Origin of the sequence: Pseudomonas californiensis (assembly GCF_021147775.1) — a bacterium.
Classification (GTDB): Bacteria; Pseudomonadota; Gammaproteobacteria; order Pseudomonadales; family Pseudomonadaceae; genus Aquipseudomonas; species Aquipseudomonas californiensis.
In genome coordinates, this window is record NZ_JAGTPK010000007.1 from 52280 (window position 1) to 73168 (window position 20889).

Sequence of the window (20889 nt, forward strand, 5' to 3'; positions counted from 1 at the left end):
GCTGTTAGAATCCCGCGCGGTCTGGGATGCTCTCAGCTTTTAGCCTGGCTGAGCAGCCGATCGAGCCGCGTGAAACGCAGCGAACCAAGGGTGAGTGGCAGGCGACGCAGTCAGACTGCCTCAAGGCCACTTATCAAAAGCACGTGATTTCACAGGGCCGGGAAACGTCCCGAACCTGGCAACCCTGTCTGGAAGGGCTCTGCCGCATCGCCTGAGGAGAGAATTAGAAATGACCTTCGTCGTCACCGACAACTGCATCAAGTGCAAGTACACCGACTGTGTGGAAGTCTGTCCGGTGGACTGCTTCTACGAGGGACCAAACTTCCTGGTCATTCACCCGGACGAGTGCATTGACTGCGCTCTCTGTGAGCCTGAATGCCCTGCTCAGGCAATCTTCTCGGAAGACGAGATTCCTGCCGGGATGGAAAACTTCATCGAGCTCAACGCCGAGCTTGCCGAGGTGTGGCCTAACATCACGGAAAAGAAAGACGCTTTGCCCGACGCGGCAGAGTGGGACGGTAAAAAAGACAAGATTGCCGATCTGGAACGCTAGATTCCAGACAACAAAAAAGGCCCTTCAAGGGCCTTTTTTGTCAGGTGTTCAAAAGCATGTGAAGCGATAAAAAAGGGGCGGTATGACCCGCCCACACTCATTCCATTGTCCCTGTATTCCCTGATCATCGTCCTGATGAATGGCATCCTGCCATGTCCTCGACTGTCATCCTTGACGGCCTGCGCCGATCCCTTGGCACAGCTCCGATATTAGTCATTTGCTGAGCAGAGGCAAGCGCCAGCGCGCAGCAAAATATTTCCGCCCGACAGTGACCGAAAATAATAATTCTATGTATATCAGAACGTTAATCACAGTCAGGTAGGCATTGAGTGATTACTCTCACCTTCAAAACCAACATGACTTACAGCCTATGTGCGCAATAACCTACATGAGCCGCACGTTTTAAACCGCAGCACTCAGCCGCACGCCCGCGATGCGAATCATCGGGGCTGGGCAACAGAGAATCTGAAGCAACACACGGTTACATGATGCAAGACATATAAAACAGCCGATATGAACACATCGTGTCGATATCGGCTGTAGTGAGAGCTGGCTGGGGGGATTACTGAAAGAGCGACTCGCTCGAAAGACCATTCTTTTCCAGGATCTCACGAAGGCGCTTGAGGCCCTCTACCTGGATCTGACGAACACGCTCGCGGGTCAACCCGATCTCAAGGCCTACATCCTCAAGTGTACTGCTCTCGTGGCCGCGCAAACCGAAGCGACGTATGACCACTTCACGCTGCTTTTCGGTCAGCTCGGAAAGCCACTGATCAATGCTTTGTGACAGGTCATCGTCCTGCAGTAGCTCGCAGGGGTCCGTTGGCCGGTCATCGGTCAACGTATCCAGTAGCGTCTTGTCAGAGTCTGGCCCAAGAGAGACATCCACCGAGGAAACACGCTCATTGAGCCCAAGCATGCGCTTGACCTCGCCCACCGGTTTTTCCAGCAGGTTCGCGATCTCTTCAGGGGACGGTTCGTGGTCAAGCTTTTGCGTCAACTCCCTGGCGGCGCGCAGGTAGACATTGAGTTCTTTGACGACGTGAATCGGCAACCGGATAGTCCGGGTCTGATTCATGATCGCGCGCTCGATGGTCTGACGAATCCACCAAGTGGCGTAGGTAGAGAAGCGGAAGCCGCGTTCAGGATCGAATTTTTCAACAGCCCGGATCAAGCCCAGGTTGCCCTCTTCGATCAGATCCAGCAATGACAGACCACGATTGACATAGCGTCTGGCGATTTTGACCACCAGCCGCAGATTGCTCTCAATCATGCGTTTGCGCCCAGCCGGATCACCACGTTGCGACAAGCGCGCAAAGTGGACCTCTTCTTCCGGGGACAACAGCGGGGAAAAGCCTATTTCATTGAGGTACAGCTGCGTAGCGTCGAGCGCCCGAGTGTAATCAATATATTTGTGTTGTTTGAGCGATGCGGCGTGCTTTGCTTTCGTGCGCCCAGTAGCAGCAGTAGACGGCTGCTTCTCTTTCGGCGCTTCCCCCAGGACAATGCCAGCGTCCATGAGGAGCACGTCATCATCGATGTCAAACTCCGGCGCTTCGTTGCTAAGAGCCATTGTTATAGTCCTTTGGTGAGTTCGACCTCAAGCTCCAGCGACGCCTATATCCGTGGCAACGCTTGAGCCTGTTCCTTCTGCGCCAGGAACAGGCTGGCAACTATCAGCGGCGTGGCAAAAATCCCAGTGGATCTACAGGCTTCCCTTGTCGGCGAATCTCAAAATGCAGCTTCACCCGGTCAGTTCCTGTCGACCCCATTTCGGCAATCGTTTGCCCTGCCTTGACCTGTTGCCCTTCCCGTACCAAAAGCCTGCGGTTGTGACCGTAGGCGCTGACGTAGGTATCGCTGTGTTTGATGATGATCAATTCGCCGTAGCCCCGTAATCCACTTCCGGCGTAAACAACTGAACCATCAGACGCTGCCAAAACAGGCTGTCCCAAATCACCAGCGATATCAATTCCTTTATTCAAACTACCGTTTGAAGAAAATTTTCCTATCAATATGCCGCTTGAAGGCCACGTCCAACCCGACGGCGACTTGCCAGCCGGGCCCGTCGCGGTGGTTGCAGATGGAGGTATTACTACCGGTACAACGGCAATCGGCTTTGAAATGACCGTGGTCTTGACCGAGCCGGAGCTGCTGGTACTGGTCGAAGTCGTGGTGACAGGAGTGCCGCCGCCGGAGCTGGACGCCACTTCCGGCGACGAAGACGAGCGCCCGTCAAAGCGAATGGTCTGACCCGGTTTGATCGTGAACGGCTCTGGAATCTGGTTACGGGCAGCGAGGGCTTTCCAGTCCCAGCCGTAACGAAACGCAATGGAAAAGAGCGTATCGCCACGCCGGACTACATATTGCCCAGTGGTAACTGCGGGACGTTGAGCGACCGTATTGCCATTGCGATCAACAACACGAACACCGCCCGAAGGCGAGCTGGAGCAGCCCACCAAAAGGACACTGAGAGCAATGCCAATCAACAGACGCTGATAACTTCTTGAAGACCTGAGCTGCTGAATGACTGCGTGACTCACCCGCCACTCCCTTTACTGGTGACTGAATTCAAAAGGTGCCTATTGTGCCGCAAGCGCGGCGGGCAGCCAGTGGTTAACTGCGTCATAAACGATGACATGCACGGATCTCAAAACAGATACGATGCATTGCGACACTTCATCAATACCGGCAGACGGTTGTAGACCCGCGACCGTCGCCAGAATTCACTCGTTATCCGGGACGACTTTCACGCGATAGGCCCGTTCAACAAAGGCACAAACCTTACAGCGCCCAGCACATGGCGTGAAAATCCGTTTTCCTCGCGAATGATCAGCATCAACTGCTGAACTTCTCCAGAGCCTACCGGGATGACAAGACGGCCCCCAGGCGCCAGTTGGTCGAGCAATGCCTGTGGTACATCGGTCGCCACTGCGGTAACAATTATCCCGTTATAGGGCGCCAGAGCAGGCCACCCTTCCCAGCCGTCGCCCCAGCGAAAGACAACGTTACGCACATTGAGCTCGACCAGACGCTCCTTGGCACGATCCTGGAGCACCTTGATGCGCTCTACCGAAAACACGCGTTCCACCAGTTGCGCCAGCACGGCGGTCTGATAACCCGAGCCTGTGCCGATTTCCATGACCTTGTCCAACGGGCCGGCAGCCAGTAGAAGCTCGCTCATACGGGCGACCATGTATGGCTGCGAGATGGTCTGGTTGTGACCAATAGGCAGCGCCGTATCTTCGTAAGCCCGGTGCGCCAGCGCCTCATCCACGAACAAGTGACGAGGGGTCTTGCGAATCACATCCAGAACGCGGTCATTGGACACACCTTCTTCAGACAAACGCTGAATCAAGCGCTCGCGAGTGCGCTGCGAGGTCATCCCGATCCCGCGTCGTAACAGATCATCTTGCTCGCGCGACATCAGCGCAGACCCTCCAGCCAATGATTCAGGCTGCCAAAACCATCCTGATAGGTTCGATCCAGCTGCAACGGTGTAATAGAGACATATCCTTGCATGACCGCATGAAAGTCAGTACCCGCACCACCGTCTTCGACATCTCCGGCGGCGGCGATCCAGTATCCGGCACGACCGCGAGGGTCAACCATCTTGACCGGCGCTGCGGCACGGGCACGATGCCCGAGGCGTGTCAGTTGAACGCCTCGCACATGCTCCAGTGGCAGGTTCGGGATATTCACGTTCAACACCGTGCGCGGCGGCAGGTCGAGCTGTTCATGAGCCTCAACCAGCAGACGTGCGTAATGCGCGGCAGTGGCCAGATTTTCCACCTGACGCGACAGAAACGAAAAAGCAAACGACGGACGCTGCAGAAAGCGTCCCTCAAGCGCTGCGGCAACTGTGCCTGAATACAACACGTCATCACCCAGATTGGCGCCCAGATTGATACCTGAAACAACCATGTCCGGCTCCTGCTCCAGAAGCCCGTTCAGCCCCAGATGAACGCAATCGGTCGGCGTGCCGTTCAAACTGATAAAGCCATTGCCCAGCGTCTGCGGATGCAAAGGCCGGTCGAGCGTCAACGAGCTGCTGGCGCCGCTTTTATCCTGGTCAGGTGCAATTACCACGCACTCAGTGTAGTCCGTCAGCGCCGCATACAGCGCTGCAAGACCGGGAGCATTCACCCCGTCATCATTTGAAATCAGAATACGCATGAGCTGTCCGTCTGCCCAACCGGCACCAGATCGACGAGTTCGCGCACCAAAACAGTGGCGAAACATCCGGGCGGCAGGACGAATTCCAGTTGCAGAATGTCAGGCTCGGGATAATGCCACGTCAGCCGCCCAATGGGCAGCCGAAGGATGCGACGTTCGTGCTCCATTCCAGCCCTGACCAACCAGTCGCGAAGTGATGATTCTTCAGCAGCAATGGCATTTTCGAGCTCAGCGGTCGCGCCAGCAGCTGGCGATGGGCCTTCACCCCATTGCGGACCCGTCGGATGCACATCCAGAATGGCCAACCGTGGATCGCTGCACTCGTCGATACCGGCCGGAAAAAAACTTCGACTGTCGGTAAACGCCAGCAGGTCACCGACCTGAGCACGCTGCCAACTGCCGTCGGCGACTCGCGCTGCCAAGGCACGGTTGAACAGGTAACTGCGCGCAGTCGAAAGCAGCCTGGAGCGCACTGCCCGCTGCTCCGGCAGCGCCTGGCGTGCAGCATAATCGCGTGCCTCACCCAGGTTTCCGCCCAGATAGCCGAACCGCTGCGCACCAAAATAGTTGGGGATACCCGAGCGGGCAATCGACTCAAGGCGCTGATTCAAGGCCTCCTTGTCAGCCTCCAGTTGAGTAAGCCTCAGGGTAAAACCGTTGGCGGCATGCGCGCCGCGTTGCAGCTTGCGCGAATGGCGGCTGCTTTTGAGTATCTGCAGCGTCTCATCCTGCGCGGCCGACAGATCAGGATCAGCTTTGCCAGGCAGCTGAATGCTGAACCACTGGCGGGTCAGCGCCTGGCGGTCCTTGAGACCGGCATAGCTGACAGTGCGTAACTGAACGCCCGCAGCGCGAGCCAAGCGACGGGCAGCTTCTTCAGTATTGAGCCCACGTTTTTCGACCCATAGCCACAAATGCTCGCCACTGCCAGACAGGGGTATGTCGAGCACTTCATCCACTTGAAAGTCTTCAGCCGTTGCCTTGAGAACGGCCCGGCCCAACGCATCGCCATAGGCCCTTGGGCCCAGCAGTTCGAGTTCGGTCATGCGCGCAGCAACAAAGCAACAGCATGCACGGCAATGCCTTCTTCACGACCCACGAAACCCAGCTTTTCAGTGGTGGTGGCTTTCACATTGACCTGGTCCAGCTCAACCTGAAGATCTTCGGCGATAAGCGCCCGCATGGCGTCAATATGCGGCGCCATCTTGGGTGCCTGAGCCACGATGGTGGCGTCGACATTACCCACTTTCCAGCCCTTGATTTGAACCTGTTTGAGCACATGACGCAGCAGTACGCGGCTGTCGGCACCCTTGAATTGTGGATCGGTATCGGGGAAATGCTTGCCGATGTCCCCAAGCGCGGCAGCGCCCAAAAGTGCATCACTCAGCGCATGGAGCAAAACATCGCCATCAGAATGAGCCAGCAGGCCGAAACCGTGTGCAATCCGCACGCCGCCCAAGGTAATGAAATCGCCTTCTGCGAAACGGTGCACATCATAGCCATGGCCAATACGCATAAAAAAACGCCCCGAAAAAAGTCAGGGCTTGATTCTACCTGCTTTGGAGCACGTTAGCTGTTCAAGGCTTCGCCATGATGACGCAGATGGTCCTCGATGAAGCTGGCTATGAAGAAATAGCTGTGGTCGTAGCCAGGCTGCATTCTCAGGGTAAGCGGGTACTGCACCGCCTTGGCTGCCTGAGACAACGCTTCGGGCTTGAGCTGATTGATCAGAAAATCATCCCGGTCACCCTGGTCGACCAGAGTCGGCAACTGCTCGCTGGCCTCTGCGATCAGCACGCTGGCGTCCCATTCACGCCAGCGTGAGCGATCCTCGCCCAGATAACGGCTGAAAGCTTTCTGCCCCCATGGACAGTCCATCGGGTTGCTGATTGGCGAAAACGCCGACACCGACTTGTATCGCCCAGGGTTGCGCAATGCGCAAACCAGCGCGCCGTGGCCGCCCATCGAATGTCCACTGATGCTGCGCGCCTGGGAAGCCGGGAAGTGCGCCTCGATCAGGGACGGCAGCTCTTTCACGACATAGTCGTGCATCTGATAATGCCGAGCGTACGGCGCTTCAGTGGCATTCAGATAAAAGCCGGCACCCAGGCCGAAGTCCCAGGCATTGTCCGGATCATCCGGCACATCAGGACCCCGCGGGCTGGTGTCAGGCGCTACCAGGATGATGCCCAGTTCGGCCGCAATACGCTGAGCAGCGGCCTTCTGCATGAAGTTCTCATCGTTACAGGTCAATCCTGACAGCCAGTAAAGCACCGGCAGCCTGGCGCCCTGCTCTGCCTGCGGAGGAAGATAAACGGCGAACACCATGTCGCAGCCCAGCACCTGAGAGTGATGCTTGTAACGCTTGTGCCATCCGCCAAAGCTTTTTTGGCAGGAAATGTTTTCCAGGGTCATGGTCGTCGACTCCCAACGTCAAACCTTGGCCTAGACTGCAAAAGACTCTGTGGACTTCTGCAATCAATGGCCAACTGTTTGTCGCTGCTTAGAAATGAATGACGGTGCGAATGCTTTTGCCTTCGTGCATCAGGTCGAATGCCTTGTTGATGTCTTCAAGGCCCATGGTATGGGTGATGAAGGTGTCCAGCGGGATTTCGCCGGTCTGTGCCATGTCGACGTAGCTCGGCAGCTCGGTGCGACCACGAACGCCACCGAACGCCGAACCGCGCCAGACGCGGCCGGTGACCAGCTGGAACGGACGGGTGGAGATCTCCTGACCGGCACCCGCAACACCGATGATCACTGACTCGCCCCAACCCTTGTGGCAGCTTTCCAGCGCTGCGCGCATCAATTGCACGTTGCCGATGCACTCAAAAGAGAAATCGACACCGCCATCGGTCATGTCGACGATGACTTCCTGAATCGGGCGATCGAAGTCTTTCGGGTTGACGCAATCAGTGGCGCCGAGTTGTTTGGCGATTTCGAACTTGCCGGGGTTGATGTCGATGGCGATGATTCGCGCCGCTTTGGCCTTGACCGCACCAATCACTGCTGAAAGGCCGATACCGCCCAGACCGAAGATGGCCACTGTGTCGCCCGGCTTGACCTTGGCAGTATTGAGCACGGCGCCAATGCCAGTGGTTACGCCGCAGCCCAACAGGCAGACCTTTTCCAGTGGTGCTTGCTTGTCGATCCTGGCGACGGAAATTTCCGGTAGCACGGTGTACTCGGAAAAGGTCGAGGTGCCCATGTAGTGAAAAATGGGCTCGCCTTTATAGGAGAAGCGAGTCGTGCCGTCCGGCATCAGGCCTTTGCCCTGCGTGGCGCGGATCGACTGGCACAGGTTGGTTTTGCCCGAACGGCAGAATTTGCACTGACGACACTCCGGCGTGTACAGCGGAATGACGTGATCACCGACAACGACCGATGTCACGCCTTCGCCAACGGCTTCGACGATCGCACCACCTTCATGACCCAGAATCGACGGGAAGATGCCTTCAGGATCTGCACCGGACAAGGTGTAAGCGTCGGTGTGGCAAACGCCGGAAGCCACCACTCGCAGCAGGACCTCACCGGCCTTCGGCATGGCGACATCGACTTCAACGATTTCCAGGGGCTTCTTGGCCTCGAAGGCAACAGCAGCGCGTGACTTGATCATCAATCTTCTCCAGCGGATAAAAACAAGGTTTGCAGTGTAGTACAGTGCCAATTGACGAGTAATACCGTTAAAAGCAAAACATTAATGCTGTACAGGGACAATCAATGCATACCAATCGCTGGGAAGGCCTGGACGAGTTTGTCGCGGTGGCTGAGTGTGGCGGCTTCACAGCAGCAGCGCAGCGGCTGGGTGTGTCGTCTTCACACGTGAGCCGCCAGATCGTGCGTCTCGAAGAACGGCTGCAGACCCGCTTGCTGTATCGCAGCACTCGCAAGGTCGCGTTGACTGAGGCAGGTCAGACATTTCTACATCATTGCCAGCGTTTGCAGGATGGCCGCGAGGAAGCATTGCGGGCGGTCAACGACCTGACCAGCGAGCCCAAAGGGTTGTTGCGCATGACCTGTGCAGTGGCTTACGGAGAGCGGTTCATCACCCCGCTGGTGACGCGCTTCATGGATGTCTATCCGCATTTGCGCGTCGACATCGAACTGAGCAATGACACTCTGGACCTGGTCCACGAAGGCATGGACCTGGCGATTCGACTGGGCCGGTTGCAAGATTCGCGACTGGTTGCCACCCGGCTGGCACCACGGCAAATGTACCTGTGCGCTTCACCCTCTTACATCGAGCGCTACGGCAGACCTCACAGCTTGTCGGAACTCAGTCGCCACAACTGTCTGATCGGAGGCAGCGACACTTGGCTGCTGCAACAGAACGGCCGAGAGTTTTCGCAACGGGTTCAGGGCAATTGGCGCTGTAACAGTGGGCAGGCCGTACTGGACGCGGCTTTGCACGGGGTCGGTCTGTGTCAGTTGCCAGACTATTATGTGCAGAAGCATCTGAAGAGCGGCGCGCTGATCTCATTGCTGGAGGCGCATCAGCCGCCCAACACGGCGGTCTGGGCGCTGTATCCCCAACAACGGCATCTGTCACCGAAAGTCAGAAAGCTGGTCGATTACCTGAAGCAAGGCCTGGCACTGCGCGATGAATACCAGTCGTAGCCTGAGCAGACCAGCAGCCTAGTCAGCACTATTTGATCAGAATCAACGCCCGAATTCGCTGCGCCGAAGGCGAAGCCATTCGAGGTCTTCTGGTCGGGTGACCTTGATGTTATCAGAGCGGCCTTCGATCAGACGGGGCGATTGCCCTGCCCACTCGATGGCCGAGGCTTCATCGGTAACGCTCACGTTTGATACCAGGCTGTCGGCAAGCGCGCGATGCAAGGCACCCAGACGGAACATCTGCGGCGTATAGGCTTGCCAGATCAGGCTGCGATCGACCGTTTCAGTCACTCGCCCCTCAGCGTCTGCACGCTTGAGGGTGTCGCGCGCCGGCACCGCCAGCAAGCCGCCTACCGGATCGTCAGCCAACTCGCTCAGCAGCGTGTCGAGATCACTGCGCGCCAGATTCGGACGTGCGGCATCGTGCACCAGCACCCAATCTTCATCGCTGGCACCGTTCGCATGCAGGTGCAGCAAGGCATTGAGTACTGACCCCGAGCGCTCCTGGCCACCCTCCACACGCTGAATACGCGAATCCAGGGCACACGGCAATTCAGGCCACCACGGATCGTCCGCAGCCAGACTCACGACCAGCCCCTTTAAGCGCGGGTGATCGAGAAAGCAAAGGAGACTGTGTTCAAGGATGGTAAGGCCGCCCAGTTGCAGGTACTGCTTGGGACGGTCAGCTGCCATGCGGGCGCCAACACCCGCCGCAGGTATCACTGCCCAGAAGGCAGGAAGGAAATCTTTCATGGCACCAACTTTTATTGCGCCAACTGGTAAAGGGTTTCGCCGTCCTTGACCATGCCCAGCTCATGCCTGGCACGCTCTTCAACAGTCTCAAGGCCCTTCTTCAATTCCATGACCTCAGCATCGAGCACGCGATTTCGCTCCAGCAACACCTCATTCTCGGCGTGCTGATCCGCGATTTGCTGAGTCAGGCTGGCCACTTGTGCGAGGCTTCCGTTACCCACCCACAGGCGATACTGCAAGCCGGCAAGCAACAGCAGCAGGACGAGGAACAACCAGTTAGGACTGCGCATTGAAATATCAGGTACCCAGTAAAAAGACGGCAGAGCCAACACGATAACAAATGACTGAGGGCATTGAGCCTGACATAAGCCAGGCTCAATCACTCCAGACTACAGCGGAGCGTCAGCATCAACGCTGCGGGAGAAATCAGGTGCATCGACTTTTCCGCAACGTTCTGCGTCTTTTACCACCTATGGCTCAGCCGCGAAACTCGGCGCGACCACGATACACAGCCTTGGAACCCAATTGCTCTTCGATACGCAGCAGTTGGTTGTACTTCGAAACACGGTCGGAGCGGCACAGCGAACCGGTTTTGATCTGACCGGCAGACGTGCCCACGGCCAGGTCGGCAATGGTCGAATCTTCGGTCTCGCCGGAACGGTGAGAGATCACTGCAGTGTAACCAGCGGCCTTGGCCATTTGGATGGCTTCCAGCGTTTCGGTCAGCGTACCGATCTGGTTGAACTTGATCAGGATCGAGTTGGCGATTTTCTTGTCGATGCCTTCTTTCAGGATCTTGGTGTTGGTCACGAACAGGTCGTCACCTACCAGTTGGATCTTGTCGCCGATCTTGTCGGTGAGGATTTTCCAGCCATCCCAATCAGACTCGTCCAGGCCATCTTCAACGGAAATGATCGGGTGTTTGCTGACCAGGTCAGCCAGGTAATCGGCAAACCCGGCAGAGTCGTACTCGCCTTCTTCGCTGAGTGTGTACTTGCCGTTCTTGTAGAACTCACTGGCCGCGCAATCAAGCGCCAGGGTCACGTCAGTGCCCAGCGTGTAACCGGCATTGGCCACGGCTTCGGCGATTGCGCTCAGTGCTTCTTCATTGGACGCCAGGTTCGGGGCGAAACCACCTTCGTCACCAACCGCGGTGTTCAAGCCACGCGCTTTGAGCACAGCCTTGAGGTGATGGAAAATCTCGGTACCCCAGCGCAGGCCTTCGGCAAAGGTCTTGGCGCCGACCGGCTGGATCATGAATTCCTGGATGTCGATGTTGTTATCAGCGTGCTCGCCACCGTTGATGATGTTCATCATAGGTACTGGCATCGAGTAGACACCCGGTGTGCCGTTCAGGTTGGCAATGTGCGCGTACAACGGCAAGTCCTGGTCCTGGGCAGCAGCCTTGGCAGCGGCCAGAGAGACAGCGAGGATGGCGTTGGCGCCCAGTGTTGCCTTGTTCTCGGTCGCGTCGAGCGCGATCATCGCGTGATCCAGTGCCTTCTGGTCGACCGGATCCTTGCCCAGAAGCAGGTCACGAATCGGGCCATTGATGTTGGCGACCGCTTTCAGCACGCCTTTGCCCATGTAACGGCTCTTGTCGCCATCACGCAGCTCGAGCGCTTCGCGCGAGCCGGTTGAAGCACCGGACGGCGCGCAGGCCGAACCGATGATGCCGTTGTCGAGGAGCACATCGGCTTCTACGGTTGGATTGCCACGGGAGTCGAGAACTTCACGACCTTTGATGTCGACGATTTTTGCCATTGTTGTAAACACTCCAAGATTGACGAAAACGACGCAGCTGGAAAAAACAATGTTCGCAATCAGACGCGTGAACGGGCAGGCCTGAATGCGACAACCCCGTCACGAATGACGGGGAACGGCACTTTACCGGAGAACCCTGCTCAAGCGGTCTCTACAGTCGGAAAACTTTTAACCAGGTCATCAAGCGTCTTGAGCTGGGCAAGGAACGGCTCGAGCTTGTCGAGACGCAACGCACAAGGGCCATCGCACTTGGCATTGTCCGGATCCGGATGGGCCTCGAGGAACAGACCGGCCAGGTTCTGGCTCAGGCCAGCCTTGGCGAGATCCAGCACCTGCGCACGACGACCACCGGCCGAATCGGAGCGGCCGCCCGGCATTTGCAGGGCATGAGTCACGTCGAAGAACACCGGGTATTCGAACTGCTTCATGATGCCGAAGCCGAGCATGTCCACCACCAGGTTGTTGTAACCGAAGCTTGAGCCACGTTCGCACAGGATCAACTGATCGTTACCCGCTTCTTCGCACTTGGTCAGGATATGTTTCATTTCCTGAGGCGCGAGAAACTGGGCTTTCTTGATGTTGATCACTGCGCCAGTCCTGGCCATGGCGACCACCAGATCAGTCTGTCGGGACAGAAAAGCCGGCAATTGAATGATGTCGCAGACTTCGGCGACCACGGCGGCCTGATGCGGCTCATGCACATCGGTGATCAGCGGCACATTGAAGGTGCGCTTGATCTCTTCGAAAATACGCATGCCTTCTTCAAGGCCCGGGCCACGGTACGAATTGACCGATGAGCGATTGGCCTTGTCGAAGCTGGCCTTGAATACATAGGGGATACCGAGCTTTTCGGTAACCCGTACGTACTCTTCGCAGACCTGCATGGCCATGTCACGGGACTCAAGGACGTTCATGCCGCCAAACAGAACCATGGGCTTGTCGTTGGCGATCTCGATGGAGCCTACGCGGATGATTTTCTGAGCCATGTGCTGATATCCCTGTCAGGCGTTTTTCTGATGTTGAGCCAGTGCCGCTTTGACGAAACCGCTGAACAGCGGATGACCGTCGCGTGGCGTGGAGGTGAACTCCGGATGGAACTGGCAAGCAACGAACCAGGGATGATCCGGGGACTCGACCACTTCAACCAGCGCGCCGTCACCGGAGCGACCGGAAATCTTCAGACCGGCTTCGATCAGTTGCGGCAGCAGCTTGTTGTTCACTTCATAGCGATGACGGTGACGTTCGACAATCACGTCTTTCGCATAGCAGTCATGAACCAGAGAACCGGCTTCCAGTTGGCATTCCTGCGCACCCAGACGCATGGTGCCGCCCAGATCGGAGCTTTCGGTGCGGGTTTCAACAGCGCCGGTAGCGTCTTCCCACTCGGTGATCAGACCCACGACAGCGTGCGCGCTGGTGCGGTCGAATTCAGTGGAGTTGGCGTCCTTCCAGCCCAGCACGTTACGTGCGAACTCGATGACCGCAACCTGCATGCCCAGGCAGATACCCAGGTACGGAACCTTGTTTTCGCGAGCGTACTGAACGGCAGTGATCTTGCCTTCGACGCCACGCAGACCGAAGCCGCCTGGCACCAGAATCGCATCCACGCCTTCCAGCAGGCCGGTGCCCTGATTCTCGATGTCTTCGGAATCGATATAACGCAGATTGACCTTGGTGCGGTTGGTGATACCGGCGTGGCTCATGGCCTCGATCAACGACTTGTAGGCGTCGAGCAGTTCCATGTACTTGCCGACCATCGCGATGGTGACTTCGTGCTCAGGGTTGAGCTTGGCATCGACGACCTTGTCCCATTCGGACAGATCGGCGCCACCGCATTGCAGGCCGAAGCGCTCGACGACGAAATCGTCCAGACCTTGCGAGTGAAGGATGCCAGGGATCTTGTAGATCGTGTCGGCGTCTTCCAGCGCAATCACTGCGCGCTCTTCGACGTTGGTGAACTGCGCGATCTTGCGACGCGACGAGATGTCGATCGGGTGATCGGAACGGCAGACCAGAACATCTGGCTGCAGGCCGATGGAACGCAATTCCTTGACCGAGTGCTGAGTCGGTTTGGTTTTGGTCTCGCCCGCAGTCGCTATATACGGAACCAGCGTCAGGTGCATCAGCATCGCGCGGCGTGCGCCGACTTCGAAACGCAACTGGCGAATGGCTTCAAGGAACGGTTGCGACTCGATGTCACCGACCGTACCGCCGATTTCGACCAACGCAACATCAGCATCGCCTGCACCCTTGATGATGCGGCGCTTGATTTCGTCGGTGATGTGCGGAATGACCTGAATGGTCGCCCCCAGATAATCACCACGGCGCTCTTTGCGCAGGACGTGTTCGTAGACACGGCCGGTGGTGAAGTTGTTGTTCTGGGTCATGGTGGTGCGGATGAACCGCTCATAGTGACCAAGGTCCAGGTCGGTCTCGGCGCCGTCGTGAGTGACGAACACTTCACCGTGCTGGAACGGGCTCATGGTGCCTGGATCCACGTTGATGTAGGGGTCCAGTTTGAGCATGGTGACTTTGAGCCCCCTCGCCTCCAGGATGGCCGCCAATGAAGCCGAGGCAATGCCTTTCCCCAATGAAGAAACAACACCGCCCGTGACGAAGATGTAGCGCGTCATGAAAAACCCTAGAAGTCTGCGTTAAAGCGGTCAGAGCCGCCGGGGAAAGCGAAGGAAGGCCGAAGCCCCCGATTACCGACAAAATTCACGGTGCACTCCCGAAACTGCTGCGTTGAAACCGACCGGCCGAAGCCTGTCCATTGCGCGCCACATTTTAAGAATCACCCAGTAAATACGGGTTGGTAACCGGCAACTTGCGTTGTTTCAGAAGAACCAACATAAGCTGTATCAAGAAGGGAGCGTAGTCTACCTGAAAGGGCCTTTCAGCTCAAACTTTGGTCGCTCGTCGGTGCAATCCAGCGCAAACGCCAGTGTTCATTGGCCAAACCGTCCAGCCCGGCGAGGTTGGCAACCGCCAGCAACTGGTCATCCCGGTACAGCAGCGGCAATCTGCCGCGCATGAAGGCCGGCACGCCCTGCTCGTTGAGCAGACGTTTGAGATCGCGATGGCCGCGTCCGGCCAGCAGCAGGGCCTCCTTGCCCTGGCGGTAACGCACGTTCAAGGGGCCGGCCGGCGCATCACCCTCGATCATCACCTGACCGTTGCCCGCAAGGCTCAACACCTCGCGCGCATTGATCCAGAACGACGTGCCGTTCACGGGACGAAGCCAGCTTCCGGACAACCACCAGATATGACCCTGAGCGCGATGCAGTTCTCCATCGGCCAGTCGCCAGACCGGCGCAGCGTCCTCCGCTGCATCACGCAAGGTTTCCCAGCTTGCCCAATGGTCGGTGTCCGGCAAGCGTGTCAGTGGCGCAAGCCAGTGGCGCAGGGCGTTACGCTGTCGTGCGGCAGACAACGCCGCCAAGGGCGTCAGGGCCAACGCAGGAATGCCCGCCCAGGCAAACTCGGTCACCGGCCTTGCATGGGTCAGGTCCTGCTCGGCCAGCTCGTCCAGCAGCAGTTGGGCTTCCGCCAGGTGGCTGGCGGTACGTGCCATGCCTATGGCAACCTGCGGCCAGCGGGAAGTCAGCAACGGCATGACCTGCCTGCGCAAAAAGTTACGTGAGAACCGAAGATCATCGTTGCTCGGGTCTTCAACCCAGCTCAAACCCTGTTCGCAGGCGTAACTCTCGAGTTCTTCACGGGACACCGCCAACAACGGTCGCAGCAAATGTCCAGGCCCTAGCACACGAGCCTCAGGCATGGCGGCAAGCCCACGCACTCCGGCACCACGCAGCAGACGAAACATCAGGGTTTCAGCCTGATCATCGCGGTGTTGCCCGGTCAGCAAGACATCACCCGGCCCCAGCCTTCGAGTAAATGCGTCATAGCGAGCCCGACGAGCGGCCTGCTCGATGCTCGAGCCCGGCTCGATATGTACGTAGACCGTTTCAAAAGGCACATCAAGAGCCTGACAAACCTGGCGACAATGCTCCGGCCATGCATTGGCGACATCCTGCAGACCGTGATGAACATGAATGGCACGGAGCGCAGGCAGTATTTCCCGCTGAGCGAGCCGAGCCAGAAGATGCAGCAGAACAGTGGAATCCAGGCCACCGGAGAAACCGACATGCCAGACCGGGGCATGACGCCAGGGTGCCAGGGTTTGAAGAAGCCTTGCGGGGAGATCATGACCGCTGTGTGGTGACGTGGTCATCGATAGAGGTCGTTCGGTGGGGGGCGATCAGAAAGCCGTGCAAACCAAGTCGCCTTCGCGGCCAACCGGAGCACTGCACCGATTGCCGCAAAGGGCAGAACGCCTGGTAACCAGCCCATTGACTGGGCGATCACGGGCGAGACGATCTGTCAGAGACCGTAGCTCATCAGGCGGTCATAACGGCGGGCAAGCAGCGCGTCATTGTCAAACTGCTTGAGCATCGCCAACTGGCTGCTCAGCTCTTCGCGGATCGAGGCAGCCGCCGCAACCGGATCACGGTGTGCACCGCCGAGTGGCTCGCCGATCACCTTGTCAACGATGCCCAGACCTTTCAGACGGTCAGCCGTGATGCCCATGGCTTCGGCAGCATCCGGTGCCTTCTCGGCGGTTTTCCACAGAATCGACGCGCAGCCTTCAGGGGAAATAACTGCGTAGGTCGAATACTGAAGCATGTTCAGCTGGTCGCAGACACCAATGGCCAGCGCGCCGCCCGAGCCACCTTCACCAATCACAGTTGCGATAATCGGCGTTTTCAGACGAGCCATGACACGCAGGTTCCAGGCAATCGCCTCGCTCTGGTTACGCTCTTCAGCGTCGATACCAGGGTAGGCGCCCGGCGTGTCGATGAAGGTCAGGATCGGCATCTTGAAACGCTCGGCTATTTCCATCAGACGACAGGCCTTGCGGTATCCCTCGGGACGCGGCATGCCAAAGTTGCGACGTACCTTCTCGCGCACTTCGCGGCCTTTCTGATGACCGATCACCATGACCGGCTGACCTTCCAGACGCGCGATACCGCCAACGATGGCGGCATCGTCGGAGAAGTGGCGATCACCGTGCAGCTCATCGAACTCGGTGAAGATATTTTCGATGTAATCCAGTGTGTAAGGGCGACGTGGATGACGCGCCATGCGCGCAATCTGCCAACTGGTCAGGTTACCGAAGATACTTTCGGTGAGCGTATTGCTCTTGTCTTGCAGCCGGGAGATCTCGTCGCCGATGTTCAGCGAGTTGTCGTTACCCACCAGGCGCAGTTCTTCGATCTTGGCCTGCAAGTCAGCGATAGGCTGTTCGAAATCAAGAAAATTCGGGTTCATAGGCATCCGTCTTGGGTAGACGGCCAAGAGGCCGGCCGGTTGATCCGTCTGCGCCTTTCCCTCGGGAAACAGGCGCGGTCAGGTCGAAATTAAAATTCAGGGCTGAGCGCAGGTCCAGCCTGCAGCGTTCAACGATACTGGAGAAAGACGTTCTCACGTCCGAACTGGTCACGAAGAGCTTGAATCAAGCTGTCTGCCGGATCAATTCGCCATGCTTCTCCGAATTGCAGTAATGCTCTGGCGTCCTGCCCCGTGTAATCCACTGTGACCGGACAAGCACCCCGGTGGCGCTTGCACAAGTCGCCCAGCCAGCGTAGCCGATCACCCTTGAGCGCGTCGGCATGCACCGTTACACGCAGGCTTTCGGCCAGGTTGGTCCGTGCATCTTCGATACTCATGACACGTTTGGCACGTAACCGCAGGCCGCCGGAGAAGTCATCATTACTCACTTCACCTTCGACCACCACCATAGCATCGGTCTGCAACAGTGACTGAGCCGAATGAAACGCCTCGGCAAACAACGATGCCTCGATACGCCCAGAGCGGTCATCCAGGGTAATGAACCCCATCTTGTCGCCCTTCTTGTTCTTCATCACACGCAAGGCAATGATCAGACCCGCTACTGTCTGTGTATCTCGGGCAGGCTTGAGATCAATGATGCGCTGACGAGCAAAACGACGAATCTCGCCTTCGTATTCGTCGATCGGGTGCCCGGTCAGGTAAAGCCCCAGCGTTTCCTTTTCACCACGCAAGCGGTCCTTGAGACTCAGCTCGCGAGTCTTGCGATGGTTGGCGTAGACATCTGCATCCTCTTCGACGAACAGGCCGCCGAACAGGTCCGAGTGCCCGCTGTCGCGACTGCGAGCGGTCTGCTCGGCAGCCTGAATCGCCTCTTCCAGCGCCGCCAGCAGCACCGAGCGGTTACGGTCGATATTGGCCTGATACGCCTTGGGCTCCAGTTCGAAGTACGGACCGAGGCGGTCCAGAGCACCACTGCGAATCAGGCCGTCCAGCGTTCTTTTGTTGACCCGCTTCAGGTCCACGCGAGCACAGAAGTCGAACAGATCCTTGAACGGACCATCAAGACGCGCTTCGGTGATGGCCTCGACCGGCCCCTCGCCCACCCCCTTGATCGCGCCCAGACCATAAAGAATCCGGCCATCGTCGCTGACGGTGAACTTGAAGTCAGACGTGTTCACGTCCGGCGCGTCGAGGCGCAACTTCATCGTGCGCACTTCTTCGATCAAGGTCACGACCTTGTCGGTGTTGTGCATGTCCGCCGACAACACAGCAGCCATGAACGGCGCCGGGTAGTGGGTTTTCAGCCAGGCGGTCTGGTACGAAACCAGGCCATAGGCGGCCGAGTGGGATTTGTTGAAGCCGTAGCCGGCAAATTTCTCTACCAGATCGAAAATGTTACCGGCCAGGTCCGGGTCGATGTTATTGGTCTTGCAGCCATCAATGAAACCGCCACGCTGCTTGGCCATTTCTTCGGGCTTTTTCTTGCCCATGGCACGACGCAGCATGTCTGCACCGCCAAGGGTATAGCCCGCCATGACCTGAGCGATCTGCATCACCTGTTCCTGATACAGGATGATGCCGTAAGTCGGCGCCAGTACAGGCTTCAAGCCTTCATACTGATAGTCAACGTGCGGATAAGACAGCTCGGCACGACCGTGTTTGCGGTTGATGAAGTCGTCAACCATCCCTGACTGCAGCGGCCCCGGACGGAACAGAGCCACCAGCGCAATCAAGTCTTCCAGGCAGTCGGGCTTGAGCTTCTTGATCAGCTCTTTCATGCCACGCGACTCAAGCTGGAACACTGCCGTGGTCTCGGCGCGTTGCAACAGCTGATAGGTCGGCATGTCATCCAGTGGGATGAAAGCGATGTCCAGCGGCTCTTCGTCGACCTTGGCGCGGTCGCGGTTGATGGTCTTCAGCGCCCAGTCAATGATGGTCAGGGTCCGCAAGCCCAGGAAGTCGAACTTCACCAGCCCGGCCGCCTCGACATCATCCTTGTCGAACTGCGTTACCAGACCGTCGCCCGCCTCGTCGCAATAAATGGGCGAGAAATCCGTCAGTTTGGTCGGCGCGATAACCACGCCACCGGCGTGCTTGCCGACGTTACGCACAACACCTTCAAGCTTGAGCGCCATCTCCCAGATTTCAGCGGCTTCTTCATCGACCTTGAGGAAGTCGCGCAGAATCTCTTCCTGCTCATAAGCCTTTTCGAGGGTCATGCCAACTTCGAACGGGATCATCTTGGACAGGCGATCCGCCAGCCCGTAAGACTTGCCCTGCACCCGCGCCACGTCACGCACCACCGCCTTGGCCGCCATCGAACCGAAGGTGATGATCTGGCTGACCGCGTTACGGCCGTATTTCTCGGCCACATAGTCGATGACGCGATCTCGACCGTCCATGCAGAAGTCGACGTCGAAGTCGGGCATGGAAACCCGTTCAGGGTTCAGGAATCGCTCGAACAGCAAATCGTATTCAAGCGGATCGAGGTCGGTGATCTTCTGAACGTAGGCAACCAGCGAACCGGCACCCGATCCACGACCCGGGCCTACCGGCACGCCATTGCTCTTGGCCCACTGGATAAAATCCATAACGATCAGGAAGTAACCGGGGAAGCCCATCTGGATGATGATATCCAGCTCGAAATTCAACCGGTCAACGTAGACCTGACGCTTGGTCTCGTAATCCTCGGTGGTGTCCTTGGGCATCAGAACGGAAAGCCGCTCCTCCAGCCCATCGAACGAGACTTTGCGGAAGTACTCATCGATGGTCATGCCATCAGGGATCGGGAAGTTGGGCAGAAAGTGGGTGCCCAGCTTGACGTCGATATTGCACCGTTTGGCAATTTCGACGGTGTTCTCCAGCGCTTCCGGCAAGTCGCTGAACAGCTCCGCCATTTCTTCAGGGCTTTTCAGGTACTGCTGATCGCTATAGTTGTGCGAGCGACGAGGGTCATCTAGCGCCCGGCCTTCGCCAATGCACACGCGTGTTTCGTGCGCCTCGAAGTCGGCCTGTTTGATGAAACGCACATCGTTGGTCGCAACCAGCGGAGCACCATGACGATCGGCAAGTGCCACAGCGGCGTGCAAATGCTCTTCGTCATTGGCGCGATTGGTGCGCTGCACCTCGACGTAGAAACGGTCAGGGAACACAGACATCCATTCGCGCAACAGTTCATCGGCCTCGCCCGGATTGCCACCGAGCAATGCCATGCCGATCTCGCCTTCTTTGGCCGCTGACAGGGCAATCACACCTTCGCTGGACTGCGCGACCCACTGACGCTCAATCACGATCTGACCGTTGCGCTGACCTTCGATAAAGCCGCGAGAAATCAGCTCGGTAAGGTTGCGATAGCCTTGTGCATTCATGGCCAGGAGGCTGATACGGCTGAGTGCCGCGTCTTCGTCCCTGCCAGCCAGCCAAAGATCGACGCCACAAATGGGCTTGATACCCGACCCCTGTGCTGCCTTGTAGAACTTGACCAGCGAGCACATGTTGTTCTGATCGGTCACCGCCACTGCGGGCATGCCCATGCCGGTCAGGGCCTTGATGAGCGGCTTGACCCGCACCAGACCATCGACCAGAGAGTATTCGGTGTGCAGGCGCAGATGAACGAAAGAAGCCGGCATGGTGATCCTATAGCGCGAAAACAGAAAAACGAGGGCGGGATTGTA

18 protein-coding genes are annotated in these 20889 nt (G+C 57.7%); 2 read left to right on the top strand and 16 right to left on the bottom strand.

The features are described 5' to 3' along the window. Positions 1-229 precede the first annotated feature (229 nt). Positions 230-553, top strand: a complete 324-nt coding sequence (gene fdxA, locus KDX37_RS08740) for a ferredoxin FdxA (protein WP_043305397.1) — start codon at positions 230-232, stop codon at positions 551-553. 562 nt (positions 554-1115) lie between these two features. On the opposite strand, the gene rpoS is transcribed toward fdxA, so the two are convergent. The 8 genes from rpoS to KDX37_RS08780 form a co-directional block, all read right to left on the bottom strand. After that, the gene (gene rpoS / locus KDX37_RS08745) at positions 1116-2126 is read right to left on the bottom strand and encodes an RNA polymerase sigma factor RpoS (RefSeq protein WP_231652276.1); all 1011 of its coding nucleotides are present in this window, start codon (positions 2124-2126) and stop codon (positions 1116-1118) included. A gap of 103 nt (positions 2127-2229) precedes the next feature. Beyond that, positions 2230-3096 (bottom strand): peptidoglycan DD-metalloendopeptidase family protein, encoded by an 867-nt coding sequence (locus KDX37_RS08750; RefSeq protein ID WP_231652277.1) that lies wholly within the window; start codon positions 3094-3096, stop codon positions 2230-2232. Between the two features lie 206 nt (positions 3097-3302). Further along, positions 3303-3938 (bottom strand): protein-L-isoaspartate(D-aspartate) O-methyltransferase, encoded by a 636-nt coding sequence (locus KDX37_RS08755; protein ID WP_231652441.1) that lies wholly within the window; start codon positions 3936-3938, stop codon positions 3303-3305. A gap of 41 nt (positions 3939-3979) precedes the next feature. Next, the gene (surE, locus tag KDX37_RS08760; RefSeq protein ID WP_231652278.1) at positions 3980-4729 is read right to left on the bottom strand and encodes a 5'/3'-nucleotidase SurE; all 750 of its coding nucleotides are present in this window, start codon (positions 4727-4729) and stop codon (positions 3980-3982) included. Continuing rightward, the gene (gene truD, locus KDX37_RS08765; RefSeq protein WP_231652279.1) at positions 4717-5775 is read right to left on the bottom strand and encodes a tRNA pseudouridine(13) synthase TruD; all 1059 of its coding nucleotides are present in this window, start codon (positions 5773-5775) and stop codon (positions 4717-4719) included. Before truD ends, surE begins: the two co-directional genes overlap by 13 nt. Beyond that, entirely contained in the window at positions 5772-6245 is a 474-nt protein-coding gene (gene ispF, locus KDX37_RS08770) for a 2-C-methyl-D-erythritol 2,4-cyclodiphosphate synthase (RefSeq protein WP_231652280.1), read from the bottom strand. The genes truD and ispF overlap by 4 nt, the downstream gene beginning before the upstream one ends. Positions 6246-6298: 53 nt before the next feature. Then, complete coding sequence (gene fghA / locus KDX37_RS08775) at positions 6299-7144, bottom strand: S-formylglutathione hydrolase (RefSeq protein WP_231652281.1); 846 nt, start codon at positions 7142-7144, stop codon at positions 6299-6301. An 88-nt stretch (positions 7145-7232) separates the two neighbouring features. Then, a complete protein-coding gene (locus KDX37_RS08780) occupies positions 7233-8345 on the bottom strand; it encodes an S-(hydroxymethyl)glutathione dehydrogenase/class III alcohol dehydrogenase (protein WP_231652282.1) in 1113 nt (370 codons plus the stop codon). Between the two features lie 104 nt (positions 8346-8449). Between KDX37_RS08780 and KDX37_RS08785 the strand changes: the two genes are divergently transcribed. Further along, positions 8450-9346, top strand: coding sequence for a LysR substrate-binding domain-containing protein (locus KDX37_RS08785; RefSeq protein WP_231652283.1), 897 nt, complete (start codon positions 8450-8452; stop codon positions 9344-9346). Positions 9347-9388: 42 nt separating this feature from the next. Here KDX37_RS08785 and ispD read toward each other — a convergent pair whose 3' ends face one another. The 8 genes from ispD to dnaE form a co-directional block, all read right to left on the bottom strand. Then, a complete protein-coding gene (gene ispD, locus KDX37_RS08790; RefSeq protein WP_231652284.1) occupies positions 9389-10099 on the bottom strand; it encodes a 2-C-methyl-D-erythritol 4-phosphate cytidylyltransferase in 711 nt (236 codons plus the stop codon). An 11-nt stretch (positions 10100-10110) separates the two neighbouring features. After that, the gene (gene ftsB, locus KDX37_RS08795) at positions 10111-10389 is read right to left on the bottom strand and encodes a cell division protein FtsB (RefSeq protein WP_002554710.1); all 279 of its coding nucleotides are present in this window, start codon (positions 10387-10389) and stop codon (positions 10111-10113) included. Positions 10390-10576: 187 nt separating this feature from the next. Further along, complete coding sequence (gene eno, locus KDX37_RS08800) at positions 10577-11863, bottom strand: phosphopyruvate hydratase (protein ID WP_231652285.1); 1287 nt, start codon at positions 11861-11863, stop codon at positions 10577-10579. Positions 11864-12003: 140 nt separating this feature from the next. Beyond that, the gene (gene kdsA / locus KDX37_RS08805) at positions 12004-12849 is read right to left on the bottom strand and encodes a 3-deoxy-8-phosphooctulonate synthase (protein ID WP_231652286.1); all 846 of its coding nucleotides are present in this window, start codon (positions 12847-12849) and stop codon (positions 12004-12006) included. A 15-nt stretch (positions 12850-12864) separates the two neighbouring features. Further along, positions 12865-14496 (bottom strand): CTP synthase, encoded by a 1632-nt coding sequence (locus tag KDX37_RS08810; protein ID WP_231652287.1) that lies wholly within the window; start codon positions 14494-14496, stop codon positions 12865-12867. A 263-nt stretch (positions 14497-14759) separates the two neighbouring features. Further along, entirely contained in the window at positions 14760-16097 is a 1338-nt protein-coding gene (gene tilS / locus KDX37_RS08815; protein WP_231652288.1) for a tRNA lysidine(34) synthetase TilS, read from the bottom strand. A gap of 149 nt (positions 16098-16246) precedes the next feature. Next, positions 16247-17194 (bottom strand): acetyl-CoA carboxylase carboxyl transferase subunit alpha, encoded by a 948-nt coding sequence (gene accA / locus KDX37_RS08820; protein ID WP_231652289.1) that lies wholly within the window; start codon positions 17192-17194, stop codon positions 16247-16249. Between the two features lie 128 nt (positions 17195-17322). Continuing rightward, positions 17323-20844, bottom strand: a complete 3522-nt coding sequence (gene dnaE / locus KDX37_RS08825) for a DNA polymerase III subunit alpha (protein WP_231652290.1) — start codon at positions 20842-20844, stop codon at positions 17323-17325. Between the last annotated feature and the right edge of the window lie 45 nt (positions 20845-20889).